At 63.8% G+C, this 26,503-nt stretch carries 26 protein-coding genes and 2 pseudogenes; 13 read left to right on the forward strand and 15 right to left on the reverse strand.

Annotated elements, in window-relative coordinates:
• Positions 1–138: 138 nt before the first annotated feature.
• The 3 genes and pseudogenes from L0U84_RS24935 to L0U84_RS24945 all read right to left on the reverse strand — a co-directional run.
• The gene (locus L0U84_RS24935; RefSeq protein ID WP_233853636.1) at positions 139–1,614 is read right to left on the reverse strand and encodes a hybrid sensor histidine kinase/response regulator; all 1,476 of its coding nucleotides are present in this window, start codon (positions 1,612–1,614) and stop codon (positions 139–141) included.
• Positions 1,611–2,063, reverse strand: coding sequence for a response regulator (locus L0U84_RS24940; RefSeq protein WP_233853637.1), 453 nt, complete (start codon positions 2,061–2,063; stop codon positions 1,611–1,613). The genes L0U84_RS24935 and L0U84_RS24940 overlap by 4 nt, the downstream gene beginning before the upstream one ends.
• 21 nt (positions 2,064–2,084) lie before the next feature.
• A pseudogene (locus L0U84_RS24945) lies at positions 2,085–3,179 on the reverse strand (sensor histidine kinase); the annotation flags it as partial.
• Between the two features lie 366 nt (positions 3,180–3,545).
• Between L0U84_RS24945 and L0U84_RS24950 the strand changes: the two are divergent.
• From L0U84_RS24950 to L0U84_RS24980, 7 genes are all read left to right on the forward strand, one after another.
• Positions 3,546–3,902, forward strand: coding sequence for a hypothetical protein (locus tag L0U84_RS24950; protein WP_233853638.1), 357 nt, complete (start codon positions 3,546–3,548; stop codon positions 3,900–3,902).
• An 84-nt stretch (positions 3,903–3,986) separates the two neighbouring features.
• Positions 3,987–4,472: a universal stress protein gene (locus tag L0U84_RS24955; protein WP_233853639.1), complete on the forward strand. Its 486-nt coding sequence runs from the start codon at positions 3,987–3,989 to the stop codon at positions 4,470–4,472.
• A 260-nt stretch (positions 4,473–4,732) separates the two neighbouring features.
• The gene (locus L0U84_RS24960; protein ID WP_233853640.1) at positions 4,733–5,206 is read left to right on the forward strand and encodes a hypothetical protein; all 474 of its coding nucleotides are present in this window, start codon (positions 4,733–4,735) and stop codon (positions 5,204–5,206) included.
• 20 nt (positions 5,207–5,226) lie between these two features.
• Positions 5,227–7,635, forward strand: a complete 2,409-nt coding sequence (ppsA, locus tag L0U84_RS24965) for a phosphoenolpyruvate synthase (RefSeq protein WP_233853641.1) — start codon at positions 5,227–5,229, stop codon at positions 7,633–7,635.
• Between the two features lie 36 nt (positions 7,636–7,671).
• On the forward strand, positions 7,672–8,622 hold the full coding sequence (locus L0U84_RS24970) for a 1-phosphofructokinase family hexose kinase (RefSeq protein WP_233853643.1): 951 nt from the start codon (positions 7,672–7,674) through the stop codon (positions 8,620–8,622).
• A 142-nt stretch (positions 8,623–8,764) separates the two neighbouring features.
• Positions 8,765–9,574 carry an ATP-binding cassette domain-containing protein gene (locus L0U84_RS24975; protein WP_233853645.1) on the forward strand — a complete coding sequence of 270 codons (810 nt, stop codon included), beginning with the start codon at positions 8,765–8,767 and terminating at the stop codon, positions 9,572–9,574.
• Positions 9,531–10,400: an ABC transporter permease gene (locus L0U84_RS24980; protein WP_233853649.1), complete on the forward strand. Its 870-nt coding sequence runs from the start codon at positions 9,531–9,533 to the stop codon at positions 10,398–10,400. Before L0U84_RS24975 ends, L0U84_RS24980 begins: the two co-directional genes overlap by 44 nt.
• A gap of 49 nt (positions 10,401–10,449) precedes the next feature.
• On the opposite strand, the pseudogene L0U84_RS44240 reads toward L0U84_RS24980, so the two are convergent.
• The 12 genes and pseudogenes from L0U84_RS44240 to adhP form a co-directional block, all read right to left on the reverse strand.
• Positions 10,450–10,608: pseudogene (locus L0U84_RS44240) on the reverse strand (nitrate ABC transporter ATP-binding protein); the annotation flags it as partial.
• A gap of 2 nt (positions 10,609–10,610) precedes the next feature.
• A complete protein-coding gene (locus L0U84_RS24990; protein WP_326491201.1) occupies positions 10,611–12,077 on the reverse strand; it encodes a lysylphosphatidylglycerol synthase transmembrane domain-containing protein in 1,467 nt (488 codons plus the stop codon).
• Positions 12,025–12,516, reverse strand: coding sequence for a lecithin retinol acyltransferase family protein (locus L0U84_RS24995; protein ID WP_233853651.1), 492 nt, complete (start codon positions 12,514–12,516; stop codon positions 12,025–12,027). Before L0U84_RS24995 ends, L0U84_RS24990 begins: the two co-directional genes overlap by 53 nt.
• A 312-nt stretch (positions 12,517–12,828) precedes the next feature.
• A complete protein-coding gene (locus tag L0U84_RS43840; RefSeq protein ID WP_267939958.1) occupies positions 12,829–12,960 on the reverse strand; it encodes a hypothetical protein in 132 nt (43 codons plus the stop codon).
• A gap of 65 nt (positions 12,961–13,025) precedes the next feature.
• Positions 13,026–13,631, reverse strand: a complete 606-nt coding sequence (locus tag L0U84_RS25000; RefSeq protein WP_233853652.1) for a hypothetical protein — start codon at positions 13,629–13,631, stop codon at positions 13,026–13,028.
• A 332-nt stretch (positions 13,632–13,963) separates the two neighbouring features.
• Complete coding sequence (locus L0U84_RS25005; RefSeq protein ID WP_233853653.1) at positions 13,964–16,915, reverse strand: AMP-binding protein; 2,952 nt, start codon at positions 16,913–16,915, stop codon at positions 13,964–13,966.
• A 55-nt stretch (positions 16,916–16,970) separates the two neighbouring features.
• Positions 16,971–17,810: a universal stress protein gene (locus tag L0U84_RS25010; RefSeq protein ID WP_233853655.1), complete on the reverse strand. Its 840-nt coding sequence runs from the start codon at positions 17,808–17,810 to the stop codon at positions 16,971–16,973.
• A gap of 172 nt (positions 17,811–17,982) precedes the next feature.
• Entirely contained in the window at positions 17,983–18,192 is a 210-nt protein-coding gene (locus tag L0U84_RS25015; RefSeq protein ID WP_233853657.1) for a ChaB family protein, read from the reverse strand.
• 95 nt (positions 18,193–18,287) lie between these two features.
• Positions 18,288–18,725 (reverse strand): hypothetical protein, encoded by a 438-nt coding sequence (locus L0U84_RS25020; protein ID WP_233853659.1) that lies wholly within the window; start codon positions 18,723–18,725, stop codon positions 18,288–18,290.
• A gap of 341 nt (positions 18,726–19,066) precedes the next feature.
• The gene (locus tag L0U84_RS25025; RefSeq protein ID WP_442794047.1) at positions 19,067–19,717 is read right to left on the reverse strand and encodes a lipocalin family protein; all 651 of its coding nucleotides are present in this window, start codon (positions 19,715–19,717) and stop codon (positions 19,067–19,069) included.
• 65 nt (positions 19,718–19,782) lie between these two features.
• Entirely contained in the window at positions 19,783–21,024 is a 1,242-nt protein-coding gene (locus tag L0U84_RS25030; protein WP_233853661.1) for a hypothetical protein, read from the reverse strand.
• Positions 21,025–21,722: 698 nt separating this feature from the next.
• Positions 21,723–22,748, reverse strand: coding sequence for an alcohol dehydrogenase AdhP (gene adhP / locus L0U84_RS25035; protein ID WP_233853666.1), 1,026 nt, complete (start codon positions 22,746–22,748; stop codon positions 21,723–21,725).
• Positions 22,749–23,024: 276 nt separating this feature from the next.
• Here adhP and atpD point away from each other — a divergent pair, with 276 nt between their 5' ends.
• The 6 genes from atpD to L0U84_RS25065 are packed head-to-tail and all read left to right on the forward strand — an operon-like array spanning position 23,025 to position 26,497.
• The gene (gene atpD, locus L0U84_RS25040) at positions 23,025–24,461 is read left to right on the forward strand and encodes a F0F1 ATP synthase subunit beta (RefSeq protein WP_442794048.1); all 1,437 of its coding nucleotides are present in this window, start codon (positions 23,025–23,027) and stop codon (positions 24,459–24,461) included.
• Between the two features lie 13 nt (positions 24,462–24,474).
• Positions 24,475–24,906 (forward strand): F0F1 ATP synthase subunit epsilon, encoded by a 432-nt coding sequence (locus L0U84_RS25045; protein ID WP_233853667.1) that lies wholly within the window; start codon positions 24,475–24,477, stop codon positions 24,904–24,906.
• Positions 24,903–25,274 carry an AtpZ/AtpI family protein gene (locus L0U84_RS25050; protein WP_442794049.1) on the forward strand — a complete coding sequence of 124 codons (372 nt, stop codon included), beginning with the start codon at positions 24,903–24,905 and terminating at the stop codon, positions 25,272–25,274. Before L0U84_RS25045 ends, L0U84_RS25050 begins: the two co-directional genes overlap by 4 nt.
• Positions 25,267–25,560 (forward strand): ATP synthase subunit I, encoded by a 294-nt coding sequence (locus L0U84_RS25055; RefSeq protein WP_233853668.1) that lies wholly within the window; start codon positions 25,267–25,269, stop codon positions 25,558–25,560. Before L0U84_RS25050 ends, L0U84_RS25055 begins: the two co-directional genes overlap by 8 nt.
• Entirely contained in the window at positions 25,557–26,255 is a 699-nt protein-coding gene (locus tag L0U84_RS25060; RefSeq protein ID WP_233853670.1) for a F0F1 ATP synthase subunit A, read from the forward strand. The genes L0U84_RS25055 and L0U84_RS25060 overlap by 4 nt, the downstream gene beginning before the upstream one ends.
• Positions 26,252–26,497: a F0F1 ATP synthase subunit C gene (locus tag L0U84_RS25065; protein WP_233853672.1), complete on the forward strand. Its 246-nt coding sequence runs from the start codon at positions 26,252–26,254 to the stop codon at positions 26,495–26,497. Before L0U84_RS25060 ends, L0U84_RS25065 begins: the two co-directional genes overlap by 4 nt.
• Positions 26,498–26,503 lie beyond the last annotated feature (6 nt).

Here is a 26,503-nt window from a genome sequence, read left to right on the forward strand (position 1 = left end):
GCCGATGTGGGTTTCGGCATCAAGGGTAGGTTGCGCACGACGGATACTCCAGGTTGGCTGAAGGGCGCGGCACAATGGAAACCGTGTGCCGGTGATTCCGATTCGAAAGCATGTTTTGGTCGCGACGTTTGACGTCTGTCAGTCTCTTGCGCTGCGGGCTTCGATGGCGTCGAGCGGCAACGACACCGTGATTGCAAAGCCCTGGCCTGGCGCCGTGCGGATCTGCAGGTCGCCGCGCAGGGCCCACGCGCGCTCGCGAATTCCCAGCAGACCGAACGAGTCCGCCGCGGGTCGGAGGTCCGGCGAGGCGCCACAGCCGTTGTCTGTAATGCGAACGATACAGTGCGGTTCCTCGCGCACGATTTCGAACACCAGGTCCGTTGCTTGCGAATGTCGAGCGACATTCGTCAGCGCTTCCTGAACGATCCGGAACACCGCGGTGGCGCTGTCGTAGTTGAAATCGATGTCATCCGCGATGTGTCGAGCGACGCGCACGCCGTGCCGCTCCGAAAACCGGTTGACGAGCCATTCCAGGGCCGGAATCAGGCCCAGATCGTCGAGCATCGCGGGCCGCAGTTCGGTGGCGATGCGCCGCACGGACACCACGAGTTGATCGATCAGCTTGTAGACGTTGCCGAGGTCGGCCGCCCCTTGCACGCTATCGCTGCTCTTGACCGGCGTATCCAGCCTCGCGCACGCGATCTTCAGCGCGACGAGCTGTTGGCCGAAATCGTCGTGCAATTCGCGCGCGATCCGGGTTTTTTCCTTCTCGCGCGCCTGCTCGATGCCGGCCGACAGTCGCTGGAGTTCTTCGCGGGAGGCGCGCAGGGCCTCTTCGGCGAGCCGGCGTTCCGTGACATCGATGATCCAGCCCAGCATCCGATGGGGTTGTCCAAACTGGTTCCACAATGCCTGCCCGCGCGCGTGAACCCAGCAGTACTCGCCGGATTTTGTCCGCATGCGATATTCGACGTCGTAGGGGCGCATCTGTTCGAGATGCGCGGCGAGACATGTGTTGACGCGTTCGAGATCAGCCGGATGAATGGCTTCAAGAACGGCACTGGAGTCGTCGGGAAATTCATTTGGCTCATAGCCGAGGATTTTCTTGAAATAGGGCGAAAGCCAGGTTGTGCCCGATTGCGGATTCCAGTCCCATAGGCCCGCGCTCGCGCCGCTTACGGCAAGCTGAAACCGCTCTTCGCTTTCCTCGAGCGCACGCGCGATGCGATGGCGTTCGATCGCGTAGCGGATCGCGCGGCTCAATTCGGAAGGGTCGATGTTGCGCTTGACGAGATAATCCTGGGCTCCGTCCTGAATCGCCAGAAGGCCGACCGCCTTGTCGTCGAGACCGGTGAATACCAGCACGGGCAACTCCGGGACCCGCTCGTGAAAGATTCTGAACGTGGAGATGCCGTGTGCGTCGGGCAAACCCAGATCGAGAAGAACGATGTCGAAACGGGTGGCCGCGCAGCAGGAGATCGCCTCCCCAAGCAGTCCCGCATGCACGAGGTCGTGCTGGAAATCATCGACATCGACAAGCGCCTCCCGGATCAGCAAGGCATCAGTCGGACTATCTTCGACGAGCAGGATCCGCAGGTGTTCAATCGTGTTCATGCTCTGCCCGGCGGCAACGTCACGACGCTGAACCAGAAGTCGTTGATTCGGCGCAGGACATCGACAAACATCGTGAAGTCGACCGGTTTGGTGACGTAGCAATTCGCATGGAGACCATACGTTCTTGCGACGTCCTCCTCCGATTTCGACGTGGTGAGCACGACGACGGGAATGCTCATCAGATCGGGGTCGGCTTTCAGTTCCTGCAGAACTTCCCGGCCGCTCTTTTTCGGCAGATTGAGATCGAGAAGGATCAGGCCGGGACGTGGCGCGTCGGCATGCCGTCCTTTGCGGCGCAGGAAATCCATGGCTTCGGCGCCGTCCTGCGCGACGTGCAAAGGATTTTGCACCTCGTAGTACTCGAAGGCCTCGCGCGTCATCAAGACGTCAGTGGGACTGTCTTCGACCAGAAGGATGTGAACGGGATTACTCGTGACCTGTGACAGCATCGGCGACTCCTCGGGTGGATTCTATGTTCGAGCTTTGCCATCCAATTTCGCGTTCAGCGTGAAAAAGAAGGTCGATCCGCCCTCTGGCGCAGATTCCACCCAGATGCGGCCGCCATGCTGTTCGACGATACGCTTGCATAGCGCGAGGCCGATTCCCGTGCCTGGGTATTCGGCACGCGAATGCAGGCGCTGGAAAATCATGAAAATGCGTTCGAAGTATTGCGACTCGATACCGATTCCATTGTCCTGGACCGACACGATCCATTCGTCGCCTTCACGACGGGCGCCGATGTCGATGCGCACCGGTTGATCGGCTCGCCGGAATTTGATCGCATTGCCGATCAGGTTCTGAAACAGCAGGGCAAGCTGCGTCGGAATGCCGACGACGACGGGAAGCGCCTCGCGATTGATTTGTGCGTCGGATTCCTGCAGCACGACGCTCAGGCTCCTGAGCGCCTGGTCGAGTGCCGCCGTGCATTCGGTCAGCTCCTGCACGGCCCCTGATCTGCCGACGCGCGAGTACGCCAGCAGATCCTCGATGAGCTTCTGCATGCGCGTCGCGCCATCTACCGCATGCGCGATGTACTCGTCCGCGCGGGCATCCAGTTGCCCTTGATAGCGGCGTTGCAGAAGCTGAAGAGGCCCGGCCACGGCGCGCAACGGTTCCTGAAGGTCGTGCGACGCGACGTAGGCGAATTGCTCGAGATCGTGGTTGGAACGTGCGAGCTCTTCGGTGCGTATGATGAGCTCCTGCTCCGCGCGTTTGCGTTCCGTGATATCGACGATCGCCGCGAGCACGAAGACTTCTTCCGAGGTGGTGACCGGATTGAGGCCGATCTCCACAAGGACTTCGGTACCATCTTTTCTGAGCGCGAAGAGATCGCGGCCGGTGCCCATTGGCCTGCTGCTGAGATTGCCGTAGAACATGCGGCGATACTCGGGATGCGCCGCACGAAAACGCTCAGGCACGAGCATATCGACGCTATGGCCGACCAGTTCGTCCCGTAGATATCCGAACAACTTTTCTGTTTGCGCGTTGACCAGCACGATCCGGCCGTCCCGGTCGGCCATGACCATCGCGTTGGGGGCCGCTTCGACCACCTGGCGGAATAGCTCGTGCGTGGGTTTGCTCAAATGCTTGTACGGTTCCATTCGATCTCCGTGTGTTCGAAGAGTGCCGCCAAGAGCATGTGAATCTCATTCATTTTATAGCAGCTATTACCGGCCTGAACGGACATTAACCGCAATTTTTACGCCCGCGGCGCGACATTGAATTAATCGTTGCGGTAGTACTGAGGACGCACCGGTGCAGGTGCGCGAGAGCACTGGCGCGTGGATTTGCTCCGCTTGACGTGCGTCAATGGCGCCTTCAGTGAGACGTTTAAATTGCCTTACATCGGCACGCACTTTACGCGCGCCTTGCGCTCTTTGCGCGCAACGCGGCTTCGTTGAGACGAGCCGCATGAATATCGGGGGCTTGCCATGGCGAAGAATCTTGAACGACGTGTCGATCGCAAGCTGGCCGGTTGCGATGCGAGATGCGAGGCCGAGTCGGCGCTAAGCGGCAGGAATAAACGTGCTCATCGTATCAACCCCCATTCGCGCAGCGCATCGCCGGCGGACCCGCCCAGCGTCGAAGTGGTGTTTTACAAGGAGATCCTCGACCATCGCGGCTTCCCGCACCACTGCGAGGTCATGCGCGTTTGCTACGGCGGCGAGGAGAAGGAGGCTGCCGTCTCCGGCGCCATTCACCGTTTCGAAGCATTGCAGCGCGTGACGACGTGGAAGGTCGCCGCCGACGGCTACGAGGTCGTTAGCAAGCTGACGCGTCGCGGTTAGCTTGCAAATCGACTCCCACGGTCGAGTGCCTGCGTCCGGTTCGTAAGCAGGCAGCAACGTGAAGTGCTGGAGTGGGGACGGTCTATGTATTCACGGATTCTTCTGGCGTTTGACGAAAGCAATTCGTCGCGCGCTGCATTGGGCGAGGCGGCCCGGCTTGCCAGGCTGGCAGGTGGCGTGGTGCATGTTGTGTATGTGGCCGACAAGGCTCCGGCTTACCCGTTCACCGTCCACTACGACCTGTCGCTGATGAATCAAGCGCTACACCGCCACGGGCGCATGCTCCTCGGTACCGCGTGCGGGGAACTGGCGCGTCTGGGCGTGGCGTACGAAACGGAAATCGTCGACGCGAACAGCATGTCGGAGGACATAGCCTCATGTCTGCAGCGTCATGCCCAATCCATTGGCGCGGAAATCGTCGTGATGGGAAGCCACGGACGCAGCGGCGTGCCGCATGCGGTTCTCGGCAGCGTTGCCGAGCGATTCGTACGTGAGGCGCCGTGTCCGGTCATGGTGGTCAAGGAGGCTGTGCAGGCAGCGGCACCCGAGCCGTCCTGCTCGAATTTCTGAGATGCGGGCGCACCGCACCGGTTCGGTTTCACGGGCAAACTGCAGCGCATTTCTCGAATGCCATGCCTCCGTCAATCGAAATGCGCTTTCGTTGCCTGCATCGCGTGGCGCCAACGGACCGCACGCGATTGACCCAAGTCAATGAGCGATGCGCCGGGCCGCCTACAGTGAGCCTGAACGGATGCAGCGATGCGACCTGCAGCTGCATGGCAGAGCGTCCGATCGTCGGAGCTCGATACAACGTCGTGGTGGAGGATCCCATGAACTGGCTTGCAGAGTACTTTTCACACAAAACAGCATCACTGTGCCTCTCGATGTGGGCATACCCGCCACTGATTCTCGGACCAGAAGGACCGGCCGCCCAGCCGGTACACGCTCTTCCTTATCCCGGCGCGACGCTCGTGTTCACCTCCGGTGAGCGGGTCGAGCGCGGTGGCCTCGAATACGAGCTTCCTGCGCGGTTCGATCTGGAGCGCGTGTCCGACCCACGTGCGGTCGACCTCGACCGCCCGTTGCAGACATCGCCGTTTTTCCGCTCGGTGACGATCTTCGCGCCGTCGCGTTACAACCGCGATTTTCTGATCACAGTCAACGACGAGTTCGCTTTCGTACCGGTCTTTTCGGCCGATGGCGCCCCGGGGTTCTCGGGCACGTGCATCGCAAGTGGTGACGGAGCGACGATGCAGGGACACATGCAGTTGCCGTGGATCTTTCGGGGCTATATCAGCATTTAGTCCGGGATAAGGAGCTCATCATGGATCAGGCTCTTGCGCACGTGATCTGGTTCGACGACTTGCGACGCGACGACGTCGCACGCGTCGGAGGGAAGAACGCTTCGCTTGGCGAACTGTTGTCGCAACTCGACGGCCGGGGCGTGCGGGTGCCGCCCGGCTTTGCGACGACAGCGCAGGCCTACTGGCATTTCATCGACGCCAATGGCCTGCGCGAGCGCATTTCGGCATATCTCGATGACCTCGAAAAGGGGCGCCTCACGCTGGCCGAAGCGGGCGAGGCGATCCGCGCAGCCATCGTGCACGGCGACTGGCCGCCCGAACTCGCGCGGGCCGTCTGCGCCGCCTATCGGACGCTCGCCGAGCGCGGCGGCGGCGGCGCCGATGTCGACGTCGCGGTCCGTTCGAGCGCCACTGCCGAAGATCTTCCTGACGCGAGCTTTGCCGGGCAGCAGGAGACCTTCCTCAACGTGCGCGGCGAGCGGGCGCTGCTCGATGCTTGCCGGCGCTGCTATGCATCGCTGTTTACCGACCGGGCCATCGTCTATCGAACGGCGAAGGGTTTCGACCATATGCAGGTCGCGCTGTCGATCGGCGTGCAACGAATGGTTCGCTCAGATCTCGGCGGCGCCGGCGTGATGTTTTCGATCGACACGGAAACGGGTTTTGACAAGATCGTACTGATCAATGCGGCCTGGGGTCTCGGCGAGAATGTCGTGCAGGGCGCCGTCGACCCGGACGAGTACGAGGTGTTCAAGCCGCCGCTGGCGCAGGGGTGCTCGCCGATCGTCGGCAAGAAGCGTGGGGAGAAGGCTCACAAGATGGTCTACGCGAAAAGCGGCCCGCATCCGACGAAGAACGTTCCGACCTCCAAAGCCGAACGCGCGGCATTCGTGCTCGACGACACGGAAATACTTGCGCTGGCACGCTCGGCCTGCGCGATCGAGGCTCACTACGGGCAGCCGATGGACATCGAATGGGCGAAAGACGGCGCGAGCGGTGAGATGTTCATCGTTCAGGCGCGTCCCGAAACCGTGCAGTCGCGCCGGGAAGCGAGTTCAGTCAGAAGCTACCGGCTGCGCGATAAGGGTCGCCGTCTTCTGAGCGGCGTCAGCGTAGGCGAAGCGATTGCGGCTGGCGCGGTTTGCGTGATCGAGCATCCGCGCGACATGCACCGCTTCGTCGACGGCGCGGTTCTGGTGACTTCTACGACCGATCCCGATTGGGTGCCGGTGATGCGCCGCGCCGCCGCGATCATCACGGACCACGGCGGACGCACTTCTCACGCGGCCATCGTGAGCCGCGAGCTGGGGCTGCCGGCGATCGTCGGCACCGGCAATGCCACGCATCTGTTGCACGACGAACAGGAGGTGACCGTCTCGTGCGCCGAAGGCGACGAAGGGTTCGTCTATGAAGGCACGGCCACGTTCGATGTCGAGGAGATCGATTTCCGCTCGATCCCGCGCACGCGCACCAACGTGATGCTCAATCTGGCCAATCCGGCGGCCGCGTTCCGTTGGTGGCGCCTGCCGGCTGATGGCGTCGGTCTCGTTCGAATGGAGTTCGTCGTGAGCCACGACATCAAGATTCATCCGATGGCGCTGGTGCGTTTCAACGAACTCGGAGACGCGGCTGTCAAGCAGCGCATCGAGGAGCTGACGGCGGGGTATACGGACAAGGCGGAGTATTTCGTGGACCGGCTTGCAAGAGGACTTGGCCGCATCGCCGCCGTGCAGTATCCGCGGCCCGCGATCATCCGCATGAGCGACTTCAAGACCAACGAATACGCGCATCTGATCGGCGGGCAGGCTTTCGAGCCGCACGAGGAAAATCCGATGCTGGGATTCCGCGGTGCTTCGCGATACTACTCGCCGCGCTATCGCGAAGGCTTCGCACTGGAGTGCAGGGCGATCCGGCGGCTGCGCGATGAAATGGGCCTGCGCAACGTCGTGGTGATGATTCCGTTTTGCCGCACGGTTTGCGAAGCCGATCAGGTGCTCGATGTGATGGCGCAAAACGGCCTGCGGCGCGGCGAGGCGGGACTGCAGGTGTACATGATGTGCGAAATACCGTCGAACGTGATTCTTGCGCGCGAATTCGCGCTGCGTTTCGACGGTTTTTCGATCGGCAGCAACGATCTCACGCAACTGACGCTCGGCGTCGATCGCGACTCGGCGGAGCTGGCGCAACTGTTCGACGAGCAGGACGAAGCCGTCAAATGGATGATCCGCCGCGTGATCAAGGACGCGCATGGGGCAGGCGCGAAGGTGGGCCTGTGCGGTCAGGCGCCGAGCGATCACCCGGAGTTCGCGGCGTTTCTCGTCGACTGCACGATCGATTCAATGTCGGTGGGTCCGGACAGTTTCATTGCCGTCAAGCGCGAGGTGGCGGCCGCGGAAGCGGGCCTCGCGTCGCGCGCGGCGAGCGTCTGAGCCGGTTGCCCGCAGCCGGTGCCGCCGGAGACGCCAATGGCCGAAACCCTGACCCTGACACTGAACCCCGCGGTCGATGTGGCGACCTCGGTTGACAGAATCGTCGACACGCGCAAGCTTCGCTGCAACGCGGCGCGGCGAGATCCCGGCGGCGGCGGTATCAACGTCGCGCGCGTGATGCACCGGCTCGGTGGCGACTGCGAGGCGCTGTATCTGGCGGGCGGCGTGCTCGGCAGGACGCTGAGCGCGATGATAGAAGCCGAGGGCGTGCCTGCCACCTGCATCGGCATCGCCGGCGAAACCCGGGAGAACTTCTCGGTTCGGGAGAGTTCGACCGGACGCGAGTACCGCTTCGTGTTGCCAGGTCCCGTGCTCGCCGAAGCGGAATGGCAGGCGTGCCTGCGCTACATCGATGAGCGCGCCGACCCGCCGGGCTACCTCGTGCTGAGCGGCAGCGTGCCGCCAGGCGTGCCCGACGACATCTACGCGCGCATCGCACGGATGGCCCACCAACATGGCAGCCGCGTGGTGCTCGACACCTCCGGTACGCCGCTTGGCGCAGCACTGGCGACCGGGGTCTTCATGGTGAAGCCGAGTCTCGCCGAGCTCTGTACGTTGGCGGGCCGTGCGCTCGAGGACGAGGCCCAGTGGCTCGACGCGGCGCGCCAGATCGTGCGCGATGGTGGCGCGACGATCGTCGCGCTCACGCTCGGCGAACAAGGGGCGCTCGTCGTAACCGCCGATCGCGCGCTGCGCGTGCCCGGATTCGCCGTACCGGTGTCGAGTGCGATCGGCGCGGGAGACAGCTTTCTCGCCGCCATGGTTTGGGCACTCAATCGCGACATGGCGTTCGACGAAACCCTGCGCTACGCGGTGGCGGCCGCTTCGGCGACGCTCCTCACGGAGGGCACCCGCCTGTGCGACCGGCAGCAGATAGAGCGGATTTACGGCGAGCTCGCGTGCGCCGAAATCGTTGCCGTGCCTTGAGGGCCGCGTGATGGGGCACGACGGCATGGCTGGTGGGGCAATGCATTTCGACGTTTCCGGGCAGTGCAGACCGCCCAGACGAGCAACGCGTCGCGCCGTGCGAATAAGCGCGACGGCGCACGAACCCGACGGACTTGAGCCCATGGCGACCGAACCTGATCCCGTGATCGAAACGCGCGCGCTTGTGCGCCGTTTCGGCACGCTGACTGCCGTCGATAGTGTCAACCTGTCGGTCGCGGCCGGCGAAATCGTCGGTCTGCTCGGGCGAAATGGCGCGGGCAAGTCGACCGTCGTCAAGATACTCACCACGTTGCTGCCACCCACCTCGGGTACTGCGAGCGTCGGCGGTTTCGATGTCGTACGCGAGGCGGCGTCGGTGCGGCGCATCATCGGCTATGTACCGCAGGCGCTATCGGCCGACGGCGATCTGACCGGCTACGAAAACCTGCTTGTATTCGCGAAGCTCTACGACATTCCACGTGCCGAACGGGCGCGGCGAATCGATGAATCGCTCGCGTTCATGGGCTTGAGCGAATTCAGCAGCAAGCTCGTCAAGACCTATTCGGGCGGCATGATACGCAGACTCGAGATCGCCCAGTCGACACTGCATCGGCCCCGCGTGCTGTTCCTCGACGAGCCGACCGTCGGTCTCGATCCGGTGGCCCGGCTGACCGTGTGGGAGCAGGTTCGTCAACTGCAAGGCCAGTTTCGCAGTGCGATCCTTCTGACGACTCATTACCTCGAAGAGGCAGAGGAGCTCTGCCATCGCGTCGCGATCATGAATCGCGGCCGCCTCGCGGTCGTGGGCACGCCGGTCGAACTGAAGGCGGCCGTCGGTCACGACGCGACATTCGAGGACGTATTCGAACATTTCACGAGCGCGGACTCGCCGCTGCACGGAGCCTACGATGAGACTTCCCGAACCCGCCAGGCGGCCGGGCGCCTTGGCTAAGCCGCATCGGATCGCGGCTGGCGTGGCGCGGCCCGGGTGGCTCGCCATGCTGGTCGACGTGCCGGTCAAGACGATGGCGATTGCCGATATGGAAGTGCGCAAGCTCTGGCACGATCCGACTGAACTCGCCACGCGCGCAATCCAGCCGGCGCTGTGGCTGCTGATCTTCGGGCAGGTGATGAGCCGCGCGCGCGTCATCGACACGGCGGGCCTGCCGTATCTTGACTTCCTGATGCCCGGCATTCTCGCGCAAAGCGTGCTTTTCATTGCGATCTTCAACGGCATTTCGATCATATGGGAGCGCGACCTCGGCATCGTCCACAAGTTTCTCGCGAGTCCCGCCCCGCGGGTGTCGCTCGTGCTCGGCAAGGCGCTCGGCGGCGGGGTGAGAGCATTGATCCAGGCGATCGTCGTGCTTGCCCTGTCGGCGGTGATCGGTGTGCACATGCGCACCGATTTCGCGGCGTTCGCTGGATTGGCGCTCTTCGTCGTGACCGGCGCGGCCGTGTTTTCGAGCTTCTCGTTGATCGTCGCGTGTCTCGTCAAGACGCGCGAGCGTTTCATGGGCGTCGGCCAATTGCTGACGATGCCGCTCTTTTTCGCGAGCAACGCGATATATCCGACCTCGATGATGCCGCGAGCGCTGCGGGTCATCTCGGCGCTCAATCCGTTGACTTACCAGGTCGACGCGCTGCGGATCCTGTTGTTGCCGGGTTTCAACGCGACGGCTCGCTTCGCGCTGGCAATCGACTTCGCCGTGCTTGTCGGCGTGCTTGCGCTGATGGCGGCGATCAGTGCGCGTCTTTACGCGCATATCGCTCAATGAAAGCGGCGGAGGAGTCGGCAAGATCCGTGAATCGATCACAACCGCAGGGCAGCCGACGATCGTCAACGAGATCTATTCGGTGCTGACATGGCTGGCGCATGCCGCCAGATAATTCGCGCGGGAACGCTGACTCGAAGCCGGTGAGACCGATCAGATCGATGGCCGACATCGCGCGCTCGCGAGCCGCGTCGGCGGGTACACGCAATGCAGTCACGACGGTCTATCGTCCGGGAAATCGCGCGGCGCCGGTTGATCCATATCAGTCGGAGGATATCGTCGTCGCGGGGCCGGCGGGGCCGGCGGGGCCGTGTCGCCGGTTTCTGGCTCGACTGCCGCCGTGGGCAGCCCACCGTGCAACTCGACACGAGCGAGCCAGAGGCCTGGCAGCATCGGCAGCCAGAAGGTGAAGCCGCGCAGCAGCAGGGTTGCGGCGAGCGCCGCTTCGATCGGGACGCCGAGCAGTTTCAACATGCCGACCGACGCCGCCTCGAAGGTGCCGAGCCCGACCGGAACGGGACCGATGGTCGCTACCATCGACGCCACGGCGAAGCTCGCGAGCGCGACCCATCCCTGCGTCGGCGCGCCGAGCGCGCGCAGCGTGACCCACAAGGTGCCGGCATCGAGCAGAAAGATCGCGAGCTGCAGCGTGACGGTGCTGGCGAGCAGGCGGTGGCTCAGCAACCGGTCGAGCGGGATGTCGTTGAACGACTCGATCAGGCGCGACAGATGTAGCCATCGGCCGAGGACGGCAACCCGCGGATCGCGATTCCACCGACGTAGCGCGAACAGCGACAGCGGCACGAGCAGCAGCACCAGCAGGAACACCGCGACCCCGAGCAGAAGTGGGCGGCCCGCGGCGTGATGCAGCCAAAGAAGCATCGCGCTCGTGAATACCACGATCAGAAAGGCGATGTCGCGCGATAGCAGGCTCGCCAGCAGGGCAGTCAGCGCAATCGGACGCGGTACGCCGCGACGCAGCAACCCGCGGATCGCCATCAGGCTGCCGCCGAGCCCGGCGCTCGGCAAAGCCTGATCAGTAAAGAGCTTGACGATGCCAAGCCGGACCAGCACGGGCATCGGCAGCACGTAGCCCGAATCCCGCAGCGTCTGGCGCCAGACCAGCGCGGCGCTCACGTAGGTCGCCGCCTGCGCGGCGAGGGCGATCAGCAACCAGCCGGGGCGCGCCGCGCGCGCAAGCGCGAGACTGCGTTCGAGCGAACTGGCGCGTATGACCACGAGCACCAGCACGAGCAGACAGAGAAGTCCTGCGATCCAGCCTGCCTGCGCACGCCTTGCAGGGTCCGATGCAAGCGCAGTTCGCAGAATACTCGCAGCACGTCGCGCCAAAGGCGCGGGGCGCGGCGGTATGCCCCGCTCGCTATCGGGAGGGGGACGAGAAGGCGGGCGGCCAGCATTCATCGAATCCCTGTCTGGTGGAGGACGGGGCGGCAGCACAATGCGGGTCGATTGCACCCCGGCAGATGAAATTTTCCGCACGGACCGACGTTTGGACTTGATGCACGTCAATTTCGTAGGTTCTTTGTGCTTCGGATGAGCGCGCACTTCGGGGCGCGGGAAACGCGCGCGTCGCTGGGTTGCCGCTTGCGCTTGCCGACCTGGCTGTTCAATGCGGGAAAGCGAAGGACGGGCGTCCTGACCAGGCCGGCATCCAGTCATGGGCGAGCTTGCAAGCCAGGAATGTGATCAGCACGCGCACGGCCCGGGCAGGATTGCGAATGCAGGCTTCGACCTGCGAGCTTCTTCCATGCCCGCATACACACCACTGGCACAAATGCTCGCAATTGTTGGTGAGCACCCTGTAGTTGCGCTCGCCGAGTCGTGATGCCGCGCGGCGCGCCACTTCACGGCCCGTGTATGGCGCGTCCGGGTGACGGACGATTTCGATCCTGAAGCCTGCCGAGAAGTGTTCGAGGGGAATCGCCTCGACCGGGCCACCGCAGAATCGGCCGGAAAGACCAGCGTAATGAATCACGCGACCGTCGCCGATGTAAATGCCGTGGTGCATATAACCGGGACGCCGCGAGGCGAGGTGGGCACCGACCGGCAAATCGCGCATGAACACGAGGTCCACGCTTTCTGCTTGATGTTGGCTCATGACTCGCTCCCAACGGTTGCTACGGCGCCGGGCTCCATCGGAATAGCGTTCTGAATGATGGCTTAGCCCGATATGCGCCCGAAGATGTGTGCTTCGGTCATGCCTTAAGAATGGGCGTTGGGCCGTTCGACAACAATCAGTCCTCGCTGGCATTCGCGTCCGATCTGCGGCCGTGGTTGTCGGAATTTTCTGAGCCGTGCAGGGTGAAATGCTGATATCGAAGCGGGATAACTCCGGCATTTCGAATGCGGCGGACAAGCCCGCATGCCCGAACGAGGGAATGGGTGCGCAGGGGAGCGTCAGGCGACCGGGTTATCGGCGACGGTCGCCCAGCAAGCGAAGTAGCATCAGGAAGATGTTGAGGAAGTCGAGATAGAGCGCGAGCGCGCCGACGATCGCCTTATTGCCGGCAATCACCTCATCCTCGCCCGCGATATAGTTCACGCCGATCACGGAAACGACAAATTGCAGCGCTGTCGCGTTTCTTCCGCTGGAATCGCGGGACCGGCTCAGCGCACCGGCGCACCGTCTCGCGTGACCTGAACCGCGGTCGCCTCGACGTAGTCGACTCGCACGCTGTCGCCTGCTTCGAGCCCGTCGAGCAGGCGCTCGGACGACGCCTGCAGCACCACCGTGCGGGTCGGGCCGCGCAACGTCAGCTGATGCTTGCCGCGATCGATCTGCACGACCGTGACCACCGCCTCGACGCGGTGCAAGACGAGGGACGCGTCGAGCGACGGACCGGTCGTGAATTCTTTGTCGACGCGCTCGCGTATCCCGCTCGAGTTCGATTTGTCGGCGCGCAGCAGCAGGGCGCGGTTGAACGTGACGGCAACGGCGTCGCCGAGCCGCAGTTTGCCGACGTCGCCAATACTCCGGTCGACCACCACGTCCACGGGCTCGCCATTGTCTTCCAGCAGCGTCATGCTGTTTCGTTCGCTATCGATCGCGAAGACGACCGCGTTCGCATGCGCGACGCTGGTGCCCGAGAATGGGGGGCCAGGGGGCGCCTGCGTCGTGGCTTCTTCGCCCATGGCCGCGAGCATCGCCGCCGCGCTGAATACGAGCGCCGCTATGGCAGCAGGTAATCCATATTGCCCTCTGAGTTTCGTCATGTCTCCTCCGCGCCATTTGACTCAAATGCGGTTGCGTATGCCTCCACGCCCGATATGTCTGAACGACGCATTGCGTCGGTTCACGCGCGCCAGCAGCTGTGGCGCGTACGTGAGTTCGGCCAATCTCGCGCGAATGCGAGGATGAACGCACGCGAGCGACACGACGACGAATGATCCAGGCAGTGCGAGAAATCCGATGAGCAAGATCCGTTTAAGCATGCTGAGCCTCGATTGCGCTTCACGTACGGTTTCAGCGTAAGGCCTCTCGCGCCGGCGCGTTTGATGCACGTCAACGGCGACACGCATCTTGCGCTCCGCGAGCGCATCGTGTTTTACATCTCGTCGGTGATCGCGGAGGCGGCCAGGCGCGATCTCACGGCTGAGGACAGGTGGCCAGCCGCATCGGGCTCGCCGCAGCGCGCGAGGATGGAGGCGCGTACCCGCTCGCGCAATCGCGCGGTCGCGGCAAAGTCAGTGCCGTCGGGAGCAACAGCCGGCAAAACGTTGATCGTGATGGAGCCGTGCCGCGGGACCCATTCGCCGTCGCGCAATGCGGCGCGCACGCCGCGTAACGCAACGGGAACGACACGTTGTCCTGTCGTGCAGGCGCACCGGAAAGCGCCCAGATGAAATTCGCGCAAGCCCGCTTCGCGCACGAAGGTCCCTTCGGGGAAAAACAGCAGACGCTCTCCCGCCTTCGCGAATTCAATCAACTGTGCTTCGTCGGCGAGGCTGCCCGCGTAGACCCCGCGCTCGACGAAACGCGCGCCGATTGCCCGCAGCAACGGACCGGTGAACGGCTGGCGCGCCAGCTCCCGCTTCGATACGAAGGCAACCGGCGCGGGCAGGAACGCGGTGAGCACCACTACGTCGAGATAGCTGGTGTGATTCGATACGATCACGGTATGCGGCTCGCGCAGTGCGTCGGGGTCACCTTCGACCTCCACGTGCAGTCCCGCCGCGCGCAGGAACAGGCGGCAGGCCCGCGCGAGGATGCTCCAGTTACGCGCCTGATCGTGTCGAAATGCGATACGGACGAAGACACCGACACCAAGCGCAGCGAACACACTCCAGCACGCAACGCCACGCACGGCGCCGCGTGTGCGTTCCCACGCGCGGCGCCCCAGTGCGAACAAACTGCGTTGCAGCGTGTCGCCGAGCTGGCGCCAGAACGGGCGCGGCGCCATCGTCTCGCCGCCACGTTCGAATTGCTCGAGCGTTGCCGCATGCCGGATCTTGCCGCCTGGCGTCCTGACGATGCTATGCGGCGGCACCAGCGCGATCTGCTCGGCCGGGGCGCCGTACCGCATCATCGTGGCGGCATTGATGCGCATCCTCAACTGCTCGCGGGCGTCTTGCCGCGCACTCGCAAGCGTTGTTTCGGCAATGATGATGACGCGCTCGGTCGCACTGCGCGGATCGATCGCCCCGCAGACGGCGACGCCGCCGTGCACCACGTCTGGCATGCGGCCGATCGTGTCCTCCAGTTCATACGGAAAATAGTGGCGCCCGCCGCGGATGATCATGTCCTTCAAGCGTCCCGTCACGAATAGCTCGCCGTCCGCGACGTAGCCGAGATCGCCGGTGTCGAGCCAGCCGTCGTCGAACATGGTTCTGGTCTGCGTTGGGTTGCGCCAGTAACCGCGCGTGGCGGACGTGCCGCGTAGCTCGATCCGGCCGATATGCCGAGGAGCCGCCTCGCGTCCATCCTCGGCGATGATGCGCAACTCGGTCCCGGCGAGCGGGAAACCGCAGCCGACGACCTCGGCCGCGTCGTTGTCGACAACGGGAATTGCCTCGCCGGTCCTGTCGAGCGCCGGGCGCTCGATGCGATCGACGTAAAGACCGCGCGAAGGCGGCGGAAATGTCACGCCGAGCACGTTTTCAGCGAGCCCGTAGACCGGCGTGATCGCGTGGGGAGTGAGCCCGCGAGACTCGAAGCGCGCGGCGAACGAGCGCATCGTCCGCGGGCTGACCGGCTCGGCCCCGCAAAATGCAAAACGCAGCGACGACAGGTCCACGCCGGCCAGGTCCTCGTCGGCGAGCTGCTGTGCGCAGCGTTCATACGCGAAGTTGGGCGCCGCGGTAATCGTGCCGCGATACTGGCCGATCGCCCGCAGCCAGCTTGCTGGTCGCGCGAGGAACGTGAGCGGCGACATCACCACGAGCGGCACCCCGAAGTAGAGCGGGGCGAGCCACGCGCCGATCAATCCCATGTCGTGATAAAGCGGCAGCCAGCTGACGAGGACGTCGCGCGCATTCACGCGCATGCGCTCGCCCATCGCGCGAACGTTCGCGAGCAGATTCGCGTGGCTGAGCACGACGCCTTTGGGCACGCCGGTGCTCCCCGACGTGTACTGCAGCAGTGCGATGTCGTCGGCACCTGCTGCAGGCGGCGTAGATATGGGCAGAGGTTCGATCTGCTGCGGCGAGAGCACGTGTCGCAACGTCGGCACCTGGATCGCAAGCAGTCGCGCTATCACGCCTACCTCGTGGGCGGCGAGGAGAACTTTGACACCGGCGTTGGCGAGAATGGCAGCGTTGCGGTGCATGTGATCTTCAATTTCGAGCCGATGCGCCGGCGGATAGACCGGCACGGCGATCGCATCGCACAGCAGGATCGCGGTAAAACAGACGAAGTAGTCGAGGCCAGTCGGCAGCATCAGCGCGACGGTGTCGCCTGGATCGACACCGAGTGTGCGCAGGCCACCCGCGGCAAGCAACGCTTGCCGATAGAGCTGGCCAATGCTTACCTGCGTTTCGCCGCCGTTTTCATCCAGAATGACCAGGTGCAGACGCCCGGGATGACGCGTCGCATGCCAACGGACGACTTCGGCCCACGTTTTTGCTGTGCTGGGTGCGTCGAGGTCCTGCGGCGCACCGCTCGCGCCGGAGGGGGCTGGGGTTGCTGTCGGCTCCGCGCCGGAAAGCCGCGTGCTCACGCCGCTCGCGGCTCGCGCGGGCGCGATGGCCAGCGCGTCAAGGATGTCGGCCGGTGTTCTCGCCGAGGCGAACGCGTCGACCGGCAACTGAACGCCGAATGCCTGCTCGATGCGCGCCAGCAGTTCCGCACGCGCAAGGCTGTCGAAGCCGAGATCCCGTTCGAGCTGGGTCTCCAGTGTGATGGGCACGAAAACAGGGGTGCCTGATGCGGCGGGTGCGAACGGTTCCTGAGCTTGCGGCGCGCCCTGAAGTTCAAGACTGAGCGCGCGAATCAGGTCCAGCAGCCGGTTCGGCTCGACCGTGACGTGAGTCTTTCGCTGATCAGACTGCAATTGCGTCATGAGCGTCTCCTCATGAATTCGCCGAATCGATTCACGGGGGCAAAACCGCGCGGATTCAGTTCGACATCAGGACCGGCAGCGCCATCGTTCGCAGGAGCGTGCGCGTAACACCTCCCCACACGGCCTCATGCCAGCGCGTGTGCCCGTATCCACCGACGACGATGAGGTCGCAGCCGCGAGCCTGGGCGCACGACTGCAAGACGCTTCCTACGTGCTCCCCGGTGGCGCCCTCGAGTTCGAGTACTTCGATGACCGCGTCGTGACGGGCGAGCGTCAGTGCAATGTCGGCACCGGGGATGCGCGAGCCAAGCGGCGCGTCCGCCGCACCATGCACCGTCACGACGATGTTCTGTTGCGCGTGGGAAATGAACGGCAGGGCGTCGAACACGGCGCGCGTCGCCTCGCGGCCTCCATCCCACGCGATCAGGATCCGGCTACCGACGCTCGGGAAAACGCCGGTGTAGGGCACGAAGAGCACTGGGCGTCCCGCTGCCAGCATCAGCAGTTCGCCAACGTGATCGTGAATGTATGTCTCGGGGGCGTTCGGGTTTGCCTGGCCGGCGATGACAAGGTCAGCCAGACGCGCGTGCCGCACGATGCTTTGCCTGTCGCTCGCGTCGAGGCACAGAAATCGACCGGAGATTTCCGCATGCCGGCACCTTGTATCGAACAACTCCCTAAGCGTGCCACGCCGCTGCTCTCTCTGTCGGATCACTTCCGCGTACAAACCGGCCGCGCCTGGTATTGCGGAGAAAATGTGAGCGTCCGGAGTGGGCGCGATGTCAAGCCCCACCACATGTGCGCCAAACTGCCGGGCGATCCGCAACGCGATTTCGAGCCGCTGCAGCGCTGCTTCACTGTCGTCGAGGTGCACCAATAGGGCGCGGTAAGTCATTGCATTGGCTCCATCGGCACGCAAAAGATGTGTGCGCGCGTGACTGAATTCAGTCTAGGGAGCCGAGGCGCCATAGCGTTGACATACGTCAATGGGATTCAGGGCTTGGCGCGTTTTCCGACACGTATTGAGAGCGATTCGCCGGCCGCAGCGGCACCGCTTTCGTGACCTGTCACAGCCGCTCTATCCAATCGTTGCCGTCTTTCATGTAACACCGCTTGACCGCCGCCCATGCCACACGGTGTGCGATTGCTTCGTGATCCGGATCGGTCGCGTACTCCTCGTATGCGGCGTTGAATGCAGCCCGATAAATGTCCTGCGCGTGCCGTGGCAGATTATCCCGAACCGATGCTGGCAAATCGGCATTACTGGAATAGGGCACCTCGTCCTCCGGCTGAAGAATTGGCGTATGCGTCGCGTGCACGGCACCCAACGGTATCGGTATGCACTGCAAGGGCGGCAGTTTCGCCGCGTCGTTTATTCCCCGCCGTTCATCCTGACAGCCGGCGAAGCGGATGTTTCCGTTCTGCCGATCGGCGCATCCGACGGCGCCGGTGGCGTTTGTGAGCGTGCTGGATGATGCGCCGCCACTTGTGCAACGCCGACCGGACCAATCGGGCTGGCGGACTCGGAGATCGGCAGCGCTGTTGCCTGGCTTACGCCGGCCCCGCTCGCGAGATGCCGATACGCCTCGACGAGATCCGCGACGCTTTTACCGTATCGCATCGCGCTGGACACGCACTCGGGAAGCATCAGGCTGGCAGTCGACATGAATTCGAGCGGATTCCGTGCGAGCGCGCAACGCGCCCCCGTTTCCTGTGTTAGCGCCAGCCAATCGACGCAGGCTTGAACCTGCGCATTGGTGAAGGCTGTCCAGATCTTCGGCAAATCGGAAGCAGTGGATTGAGTCAACATGAATACCTCCCTTGGGTCTTGGTCGCGAGACCGCAGTCAAGTTGCCGCGATGCGGCTATGCCGCAAAATCCGCGACTGTGTCGCGCGATCCGCGTGTGAAATCGAGGCTCACGCCTTAGAGATCGACGCCGGACGAATCCTGCGTAACGGTCATGCTGGACCGGTCTGTGCGTGCGATACCCGGCGCGTGACGCTCAAGCAAAAGGATGAACGGACGCGGGGTGCACGTGTTGACGTGTGTCAATGATGGAGCACGAGTCCGTCTTGCCGAAACATGTGGTCGGTTGGAACGACGCCGATTCCAACGCTCTAAAGGACGACGGAACTCGACATAGCGATGCCTATTCAGATCGTGGTGGGGCGATTCGGCCGGCACTTTGTGGAACCTGACGTATTCGCTCGACGTTGAAACCCATACCGGCTAGCCGCGCGATCAGATCCAGATAGGTCGCTTCGTCCATCGTGGGACTGCGCGAAAGCACCCACACCATGTTGCTGTCGACCATGCATCGAACCGTGTAGCGATATTCAGGATCCACGTACGCAGTGATAACCCGTACTTCGAACGGCCAAATGAGTCCGACTCGCCAGGTGGTATTTCCCGTACCGCTCACAATTTTCGCCACAAAGTGGCTTCCCGTGACTGGCTGATCAAAGGTCTGACGCTGGCCAAGATAGTCGTCGGTAATTTTTCCATCGGCACGCAATGTCCACTCGTCGTAACTGCCCACGTAATCGCTGTCGCTGAGATATGGGGTTTCCGCGATCACAAACCACTTTCCCATGTAGCGTTGCAGATCGATTGGCGGACCCGCGACGCAGGCCGTGGGGGGCGCGACCGCTTCCGGTGAAACTGCTGGGACATGGACGCAGCCGGTCAAGCAAGTGACCATGACCGTGAGGCACGCTGTTGACTTTCGCATTGAGACAATCTCTGTTGATTCGTAGTCGTTGTTCGCGTGCGAACTGCATTCGCGGATCAGAACGGGCAACAAGCATCACGAGGCGCGCGGGTAAGCGTCTCGCGGTTGAGCGGCGTAAGTTAGGGCGCGCGCGGTTAGAACAGTATTCCGAATAGTTTTTTCAGTAAATCCTCGAGAGACATCATGGTGAGCGCCAGCGGCACAATTGGCACGAGTACAGCTGCCGCCAGCCGTAGCACGGCGTCTCTCGTGATCGGCACAAGCCGCATTGTTCTGACCACATCGAAGCTGTTCGCGAGGTCAGCCAGCGACTGAATATCGCCGCTACCTACCAGCGCTTCGTCCGTTGGTGCTCCGTTTCGGAGCCACTTGGCATCGAACTCGCGTACATAGCGCTCCGCCAGGGCACCGTATTCGCCAAGTCCTTTGCGCTTGGCGCTCGCAAGTTGTGGGGCGAAGACGAGAAGCGGACCGAACACCAGACATAGAAGAAACAGCACCATGGCGCCCGTTTCGAACTTGAAGTCTGTAAGAGCTGCACCTGTATACAGGATTCGATTCGCGAATTGCGCGGCCAGCATTGCGCCGTGCGCGACGAGGAGAACGGTAAACGCATAGACGGTATTGGCCAGGAAGCCGAGCCCACCAACGCGGTCGGGGTGACTGGGTGCGAGACTGAGTTCGATACGCGAGACCTGCCAAAGGAACCGTGTCCAGATGAACAACCGGAAATACCAGCGAACCAGCAGAAATTGAAAGATCGGTAGGCTGACATATCCGTACCACGTTCCTGCAAGGGAAAGCTTCAGGCCATCCGGCGTAGTAGTTGCGTACCAGGTGCTCGCCTGAAGCGCCGTGTAGTGGCGCCAGATAACAAGAACGCCGACGCCATACACGAACGCAAGCAGCAGGACCTCGGTGAGTACGGAGTTGCGCAAGCGGAATGCCGACCTGATCGCCTTATCGAACTGTTCTTTCGATTTTTCAGGGACGATCTGGCGATCGATGAACGCCCGGGCGATAGGACGAAGCCTCCGATGGACGACGATTTCTGCGATGACCAGCAATGGTACGGCGACGAGGAGCCTGATATGCGCTTCGAAGTCGTACAGGAAGGGCACCGCGATCGTGTGGTCCAACAGGTGTCCTTCCAGGGCAGCGAGAACAACGAGCGGGACCCAGGCCAGAAGCACGAGCGCAACGATACGCTGGCGCACCAGCGCCAGCGTATCGTTCGCCATGTGCGCGCGGCACATGAGCTGGAAGAGTGGACCGCCAAGTACAAGAGAAAAGTTATCGCTGTCCCGGAGGATTTCTTCAGCGGACGGTGCAGCAGGAGACGCGCTACCGGCTTGGATGCCCAATTGACGAGACATTTTTCAATCTCCTCTCCCGTCGGACAGGCGACGGTAACGAATGGTCCCAGCAAGGGCCGCGCGTAACGGGCTGCTAACCGGACATGACATGCCTATGAGAGAAGAACGTGTTCCACACAAGCCTTGACTGGTTATTCAAGACTAAAATCATTCCCGGTGTGGACATTGATCCAGATCATGTCATCAGGGCGGGGACAGGGAAGACTTGACGACATTGCGGTGCTCAATCGCGGCGCCTTATGCTTTCGCTAAAGAACATGGGTAGTTCCAGTGGCGCGAATACGGCGTCGCCAGGGCGCCAAACCAGGTCTGTTTTGCTCAGGGTACCCGGGAAGCAAGGCGAACTGGAATTGGACGGTGTATGCGATGTGCTCTCGAAACCGTCTGATGAACAACATGATGTGGCAACAGCAGTACTGGACGGCTCATCCAACCTCGCCCAAATAGTTTGCGCTTGATCGGAATGTCTGAAATCGCCCTCCTGGACTAGCCAGTGCCGTCACGAAACGCTGAAGGATGGTTTCGGGTGTGCGCCGTGAAAAGGTTCGAGCAGAAGATCCGCCACCGAATGGCGGCGCGGCGGGAGACAGAGTGGCTGGTATGGCGCCGGCGAATTCCAGCGCTATACGTCGTGGTGGATCCGCCCGCGCGAGCTCTCGTCCGTCGTAGGGACAACGGACGGTTCACCTCGATATACGCTATTCCATCGTCAGCACGATGCGCCCGTCAACCTTGCCTTCCCGCAGCGCGCCCAACACCGTATTGATGTTCTCCAGCCGATCACGGTGGATATGCGCGCGCACGCTGCCTTCTGCCGCGAAGTCGAGCGATTCCTGCAGATCGCGCCGTGTCCCGACGATCGAGCCGCGCACAGTGATGCCGTTGAGCACGGTCGAAAATATCGGCAACGGGAAATCGCCGGGTGGTAGCCCGTTCAACGACACCGTGCCGCCGCGGCGGAGCATGCCGAGCGCCTGTGCGAACGCGCTGCGCGAGACCGCCGTGACGAGCACGCCATGCGCGCCGCCGATTTCCTTCTGGATCAGCGCTGCCGGGTCTTCGGTTTTCGCATTGATCGCGAGTTTCGCGCCGAGCTTGCGCGCGAGTTCGAGTTTGTCGTCGGCGACATCAACGGCGACGACGTGCAGGCCCATCGCAATCGCGTATTGCACCGCGACGTGACCAAGCCCGCCGATACCGGAGATCGCGAGCCACTGACCGGGACGCGTGTCGGTCATACGGATGCCTTTGTAGACCGTCACGCCGGCGCAAAGGATCGGCGCGATTTCATCGAACGCTACGTTGTCGGGTAGGTGGCCGACATAGTTCGGATCGGCCAGCACGTACTCCGCGTATCCGCCGTTGACCGAGTAGCCGGTATTCCGTTGTTCGTGACACAGCGTTTCCCAGCCGCTCAGGCAGTGCTCGCAGTGGCCGCAAGCGGTGTACAGCCACGGCACGCCGACGCGGTCGCCTTCCTTGACCGCAGTCACGCCGCTGCCGACCGCGGCGACATAGCCGACGCCCTCGTGCCCGGGGATGAACGGCAGGCTCGGCTTGACCGGCCAGTCGCCGTCGGCTGCGTGCAGGTCGGTGTGGCAAACGCCCGAGGCCTTGATGTTGACGAGAATCTGTCCCGGTCCCACCTGCGGGACAGGCACTTCTTCGATGCGCAGCGGCGCGCCGAACTGGTGGACGACGGCGGCTTTCATGAGACGGGTCATATGACGCTCCTCGAAATGGCCTGTCCAGTATTCGTTCGACGGGAGACCTCGATATTGACGAAGATCAAGCGAGGCGAACGATGGCAGTCGTGCGCATGGGCGGTTCGAACCAACGTTCACCTGCGCGAGCACCGGCGCATCGGGCGCCAATGGCACAAGCTTTGATCAGGATCAGTTTTGATGCGGGGCACACCGCTATCGTGAGTGCATTGCTGAGCTGATCGTGGAGAGCGCGACGTGCCGATAGCCGCGAGCACAGTTTGTCAGGACATGGCGATGCCGGTAGCCGCCGCCACGAGCGGGCGCGTGAGCGCCGTCCGCGGCGCAGTCGTGGATGTCGAGTTCGACACGCACGTGTTGCCGCCCGTCGATACCGCGCTGTGGATCGCGCTGCCGGACGGGACGTCGATCCTCGCCGAAGTGCAGGCGCACAGCGGCGAGCGCACGGTGCGCACGCTGGCGCTGCAAGCGACCGCGGGCCTCGCGCGCGGCGCCGCCGTGCGGGTTGGCGCGGGACCGATCGAGGTGCCGGTCGGCGACGCTGTGCTCGGCAGGCTGCTGGACGTAGCGGGTGTCATGCGCGACGGCGGCGCACCCGTGCCCGACACCGTCGAGCGCCGGCCGATCCATCGTGCTGCGCCGCCGTTGTCGGCGCAGCGAGGTGCCACGCGTCTGTTCGAGACCGGCATCAAGATCGTCGACCTGCTGACGCCGCTTGCGCATGGCGGCAAGGCGGCGATGTTCGGCGGCGCGGGCGTCGGCAAGACGGTGCTCGTGATGGAGCTGATTCACGCGATGGCCGCGCGCTACGGCGGCATGTCGGTGTTTGCCGGCGTCGGCGAGCGTTCCCGCGAGGGGCACGAAATGCTTGCGGACATGCGCAGCTCGGGCGTGCTGCCGCGCGCCGTGCTCGTTTACGGACAGATGAACGAGCCGCCTGGCGCGCGCTGGCGCGTGCCGCTTACCGCGCTGACGATCGCCGAGTACTTCCGCGACGAGCTCGGCCAGAACGTACTGCTGCTGATGGACAACGTGTTTCGCTTCGTGCAGGCGGGGGCGGAAGTGTCGGGGCTGCTCGGGCGCATGCCATCGCGGGTCGGCTATCAGCCGACGCTCGCGAGCGAGGTGGCGGCGTTGCAGGAGCGAATCGTGTCGGTGGGCAACGCGGCTGTCACCGCGATCGAGGCCGTCTACGTCCCCGCCGATGACTTCACCGACCCCGCCGTCACGACGATTGCCTCGCACGTCGACAGCATGATCGTGCTGTCGCGCGCGCTTGCCGCCGAGGGCATGTATCCGGCGATCGATCCGCTCGCGTCGTCGTCGATCCTGCTCGATCCGCTCGTCGTCGGCGAGGAGCACACGACGGTTGCCAACGAGGTGCGGCGCGTGCTCGAACATCAGCGCGAGCTGCAAGACGTGATCGCGTTGCTCGGTATCGAGGAACTCGGCGTCGACGATCGGCGCGCCGTGCAGCGTGCGCGTCGTCTGCAGCGCTTTCTGACGCAGCCATTCGCGGTCACCGAGGCGTTCTCCGGACAACCCGGCAGGACGGTCGGGCTTGCCGAGACGATCGCCGGCTGCCGGGCGATTCTCGCCGGCGAGTGCGATGACTGGCAGGAGCGCTCGCTGTACATGGTCGGCGCGCTGGACGAGGCGCGCGACAAGGAAGCCCGCGCCAGGTCGGCGGACGTGAGCGCCGTCGTGGCGTGAGAAGGAGGGTGAGATGCCGCAACATGGCCTGGCTCTGACGATCGCTACGCCGGCGCACGTCATCGTCGAAGGCTTGCCGGTCGTGTCGTTACGTGCCGAGGACGAGAGCGGCGCTTTTGGCGTCCGGCCGGGGCACGCGGACATGGTCACGCTGCTGAGCGCATCGGTCGTGCGCTGGCGCACGCCGGACGGCGTCGAGCATTACTGCGCGGTCGATGGCGGCGTGCTGATCGTCTCGGGCGGCGAGACTGTCGCGCTCGCGTGCCGCGAAGCGCTGCCGGGCGACTCGCTCGAAGCGCTCGAAGCGGACGTGCGCCGCGCGCGTGCCGCGCAGATCGACGCGATGCGGCGCGCGCGCGTGGAGCAGACGCGCCTGCACGCGCAGGCCGTGCGTCAGATGCTGCTCTATCTGCGCCCGCGAGCCACGCGTGGAGAACCGGGATGATGACGCGGCCGCCTGGCGGCGAAATGGACGGCAAAGCGAACGGCAAGGCGGACGGCAAGGCGGACGGCAAAGCGGAGGGCAAACCCGGCGACCGCGTCGCGCAGGCCGCGCAGCGCGCGGCGAGCCGCGCGCGGACCGGGCGGGAGAACCCGGAGCCATCGCTGGGTGCGCGGCTTGGCCAGATCGGCATTCTCGGCTGGACGATCGTTTTGCCGATCTTGCTGTGCCTCGCGCTCGGGCGCTGGCTCGACCGTCTCGCGGGTACACGGGTGTTTTTTGCGGCGCCGCTTCTGATGATCGGCGCGGCCATCGGCCTATGGTCCGCATGGCGCTGGATGCATCGACAGCAAAGGAGAGATCGTGATTGACGCCACCTCGTTTCATTTCACTGACTCGCTCGCGCTTGCCGCCACGGGAATGGCGGTCGGCTTGCTGAGCGGTGCGCTTCACTTCGCGACGCTGCGCTGGAACGTCGCGCTTTTCGCGCGAGGACGCGTGATGCGCGCCTTCGCGCTGCAACTGGTGCGGCTCGCGCTGACGGCCGCTTTGTTCGTCCCGCTGGCGAAAGCAGGTGCATTTGCGTTGCTCGGCGGCATCGGGGGCTTCCTGTGGGCGCGCGGCGTGGCGCTCGGCATGCGGCGGGCGGCGCCGTGATCCATTCGCCGCTCGTTACTGAGCCGCTCGCGCGAGCCGGTCCGCTCGTCATCACCACGCCCGTCGTCGTCACGTGGGCGATCATGGCGCTCATGACGGTCGTCTCGCTGTGGCTCACGCGCAGGCTGTCGATCATGCCGTCGCGTACCCAGACCGCGCTCGAACTGCTGGTCGGCACGCTCGATGCGCAGATCCGCGACACCATGCAAACCGAGCCCGCGCCGTATCGCGCGCTGATCGGCACGTTGTTCCTGTTCGTGCTGATCGCGAACTGGTCGTCGCTGATTCCGGGTATCGAGCCGCCCACCGCGCACCTCGAAACCGATGCCGCGCTCGCGCTCGTCGTGCTCGCCGCGACGTTCGTGTACGGCGTGCGCTCGCGCGGCTGGCGCGGCTACCTCGCGACGTTCGCCGAACCGGCATGGGTGATGATCCCGTTGAACGTCGTCGAGCAGATCACCCGCACGTTTTCGCTGGTGGTGCGGCTATTCGGCAACGTGATGAGCGGCGTCTTCGTGGTCGGTATCGTGCTGTCGCTCGCCGGGCTGCTCGTGCCGATTCCGTTGATGGCGCTCGATCTGCTGACCGGCGCGGTACAGGCCTACATTTTCGCGGTGCTCGCGATGGTCTTCATCGGCGCCGCCGCCGGCGAGTCGCGCGCCGCCGTTCACGACAACCAGAAAGGACAGGCATGAGTCTCATCGAAATCGTCAGCATCGCGGCCGCCGCGCTCGCGGTGTCGTTCGGCGCGATCGGGCCGGCGCTGGCCGAGGGCCGCGCGGTCGCCGCCGCGATGGACGCGATCGCGCGCCAGCCCGATGCGGCGGGCACGCTCTCACGCACGCTGTTCGTCGGGCTCGCGATGATCGAGACGATGGCGATCTATTGCCTCGTCGTCGCGCTGCTGTTGCTGTTCGCCAATCCATTCGTCAGGTAGGGCGCG

Source organism: Paraburkholderia sp. HD33-4 (genome assembly GCF_021390635.1).
In the GTDB taxonomy this organism is placed as follows: domain Bacteria; phylum Pseudomonadota; class Gammaproteobacteria; order Burkholderiales; family Burkholderiaceae; genus Paraburkholderia.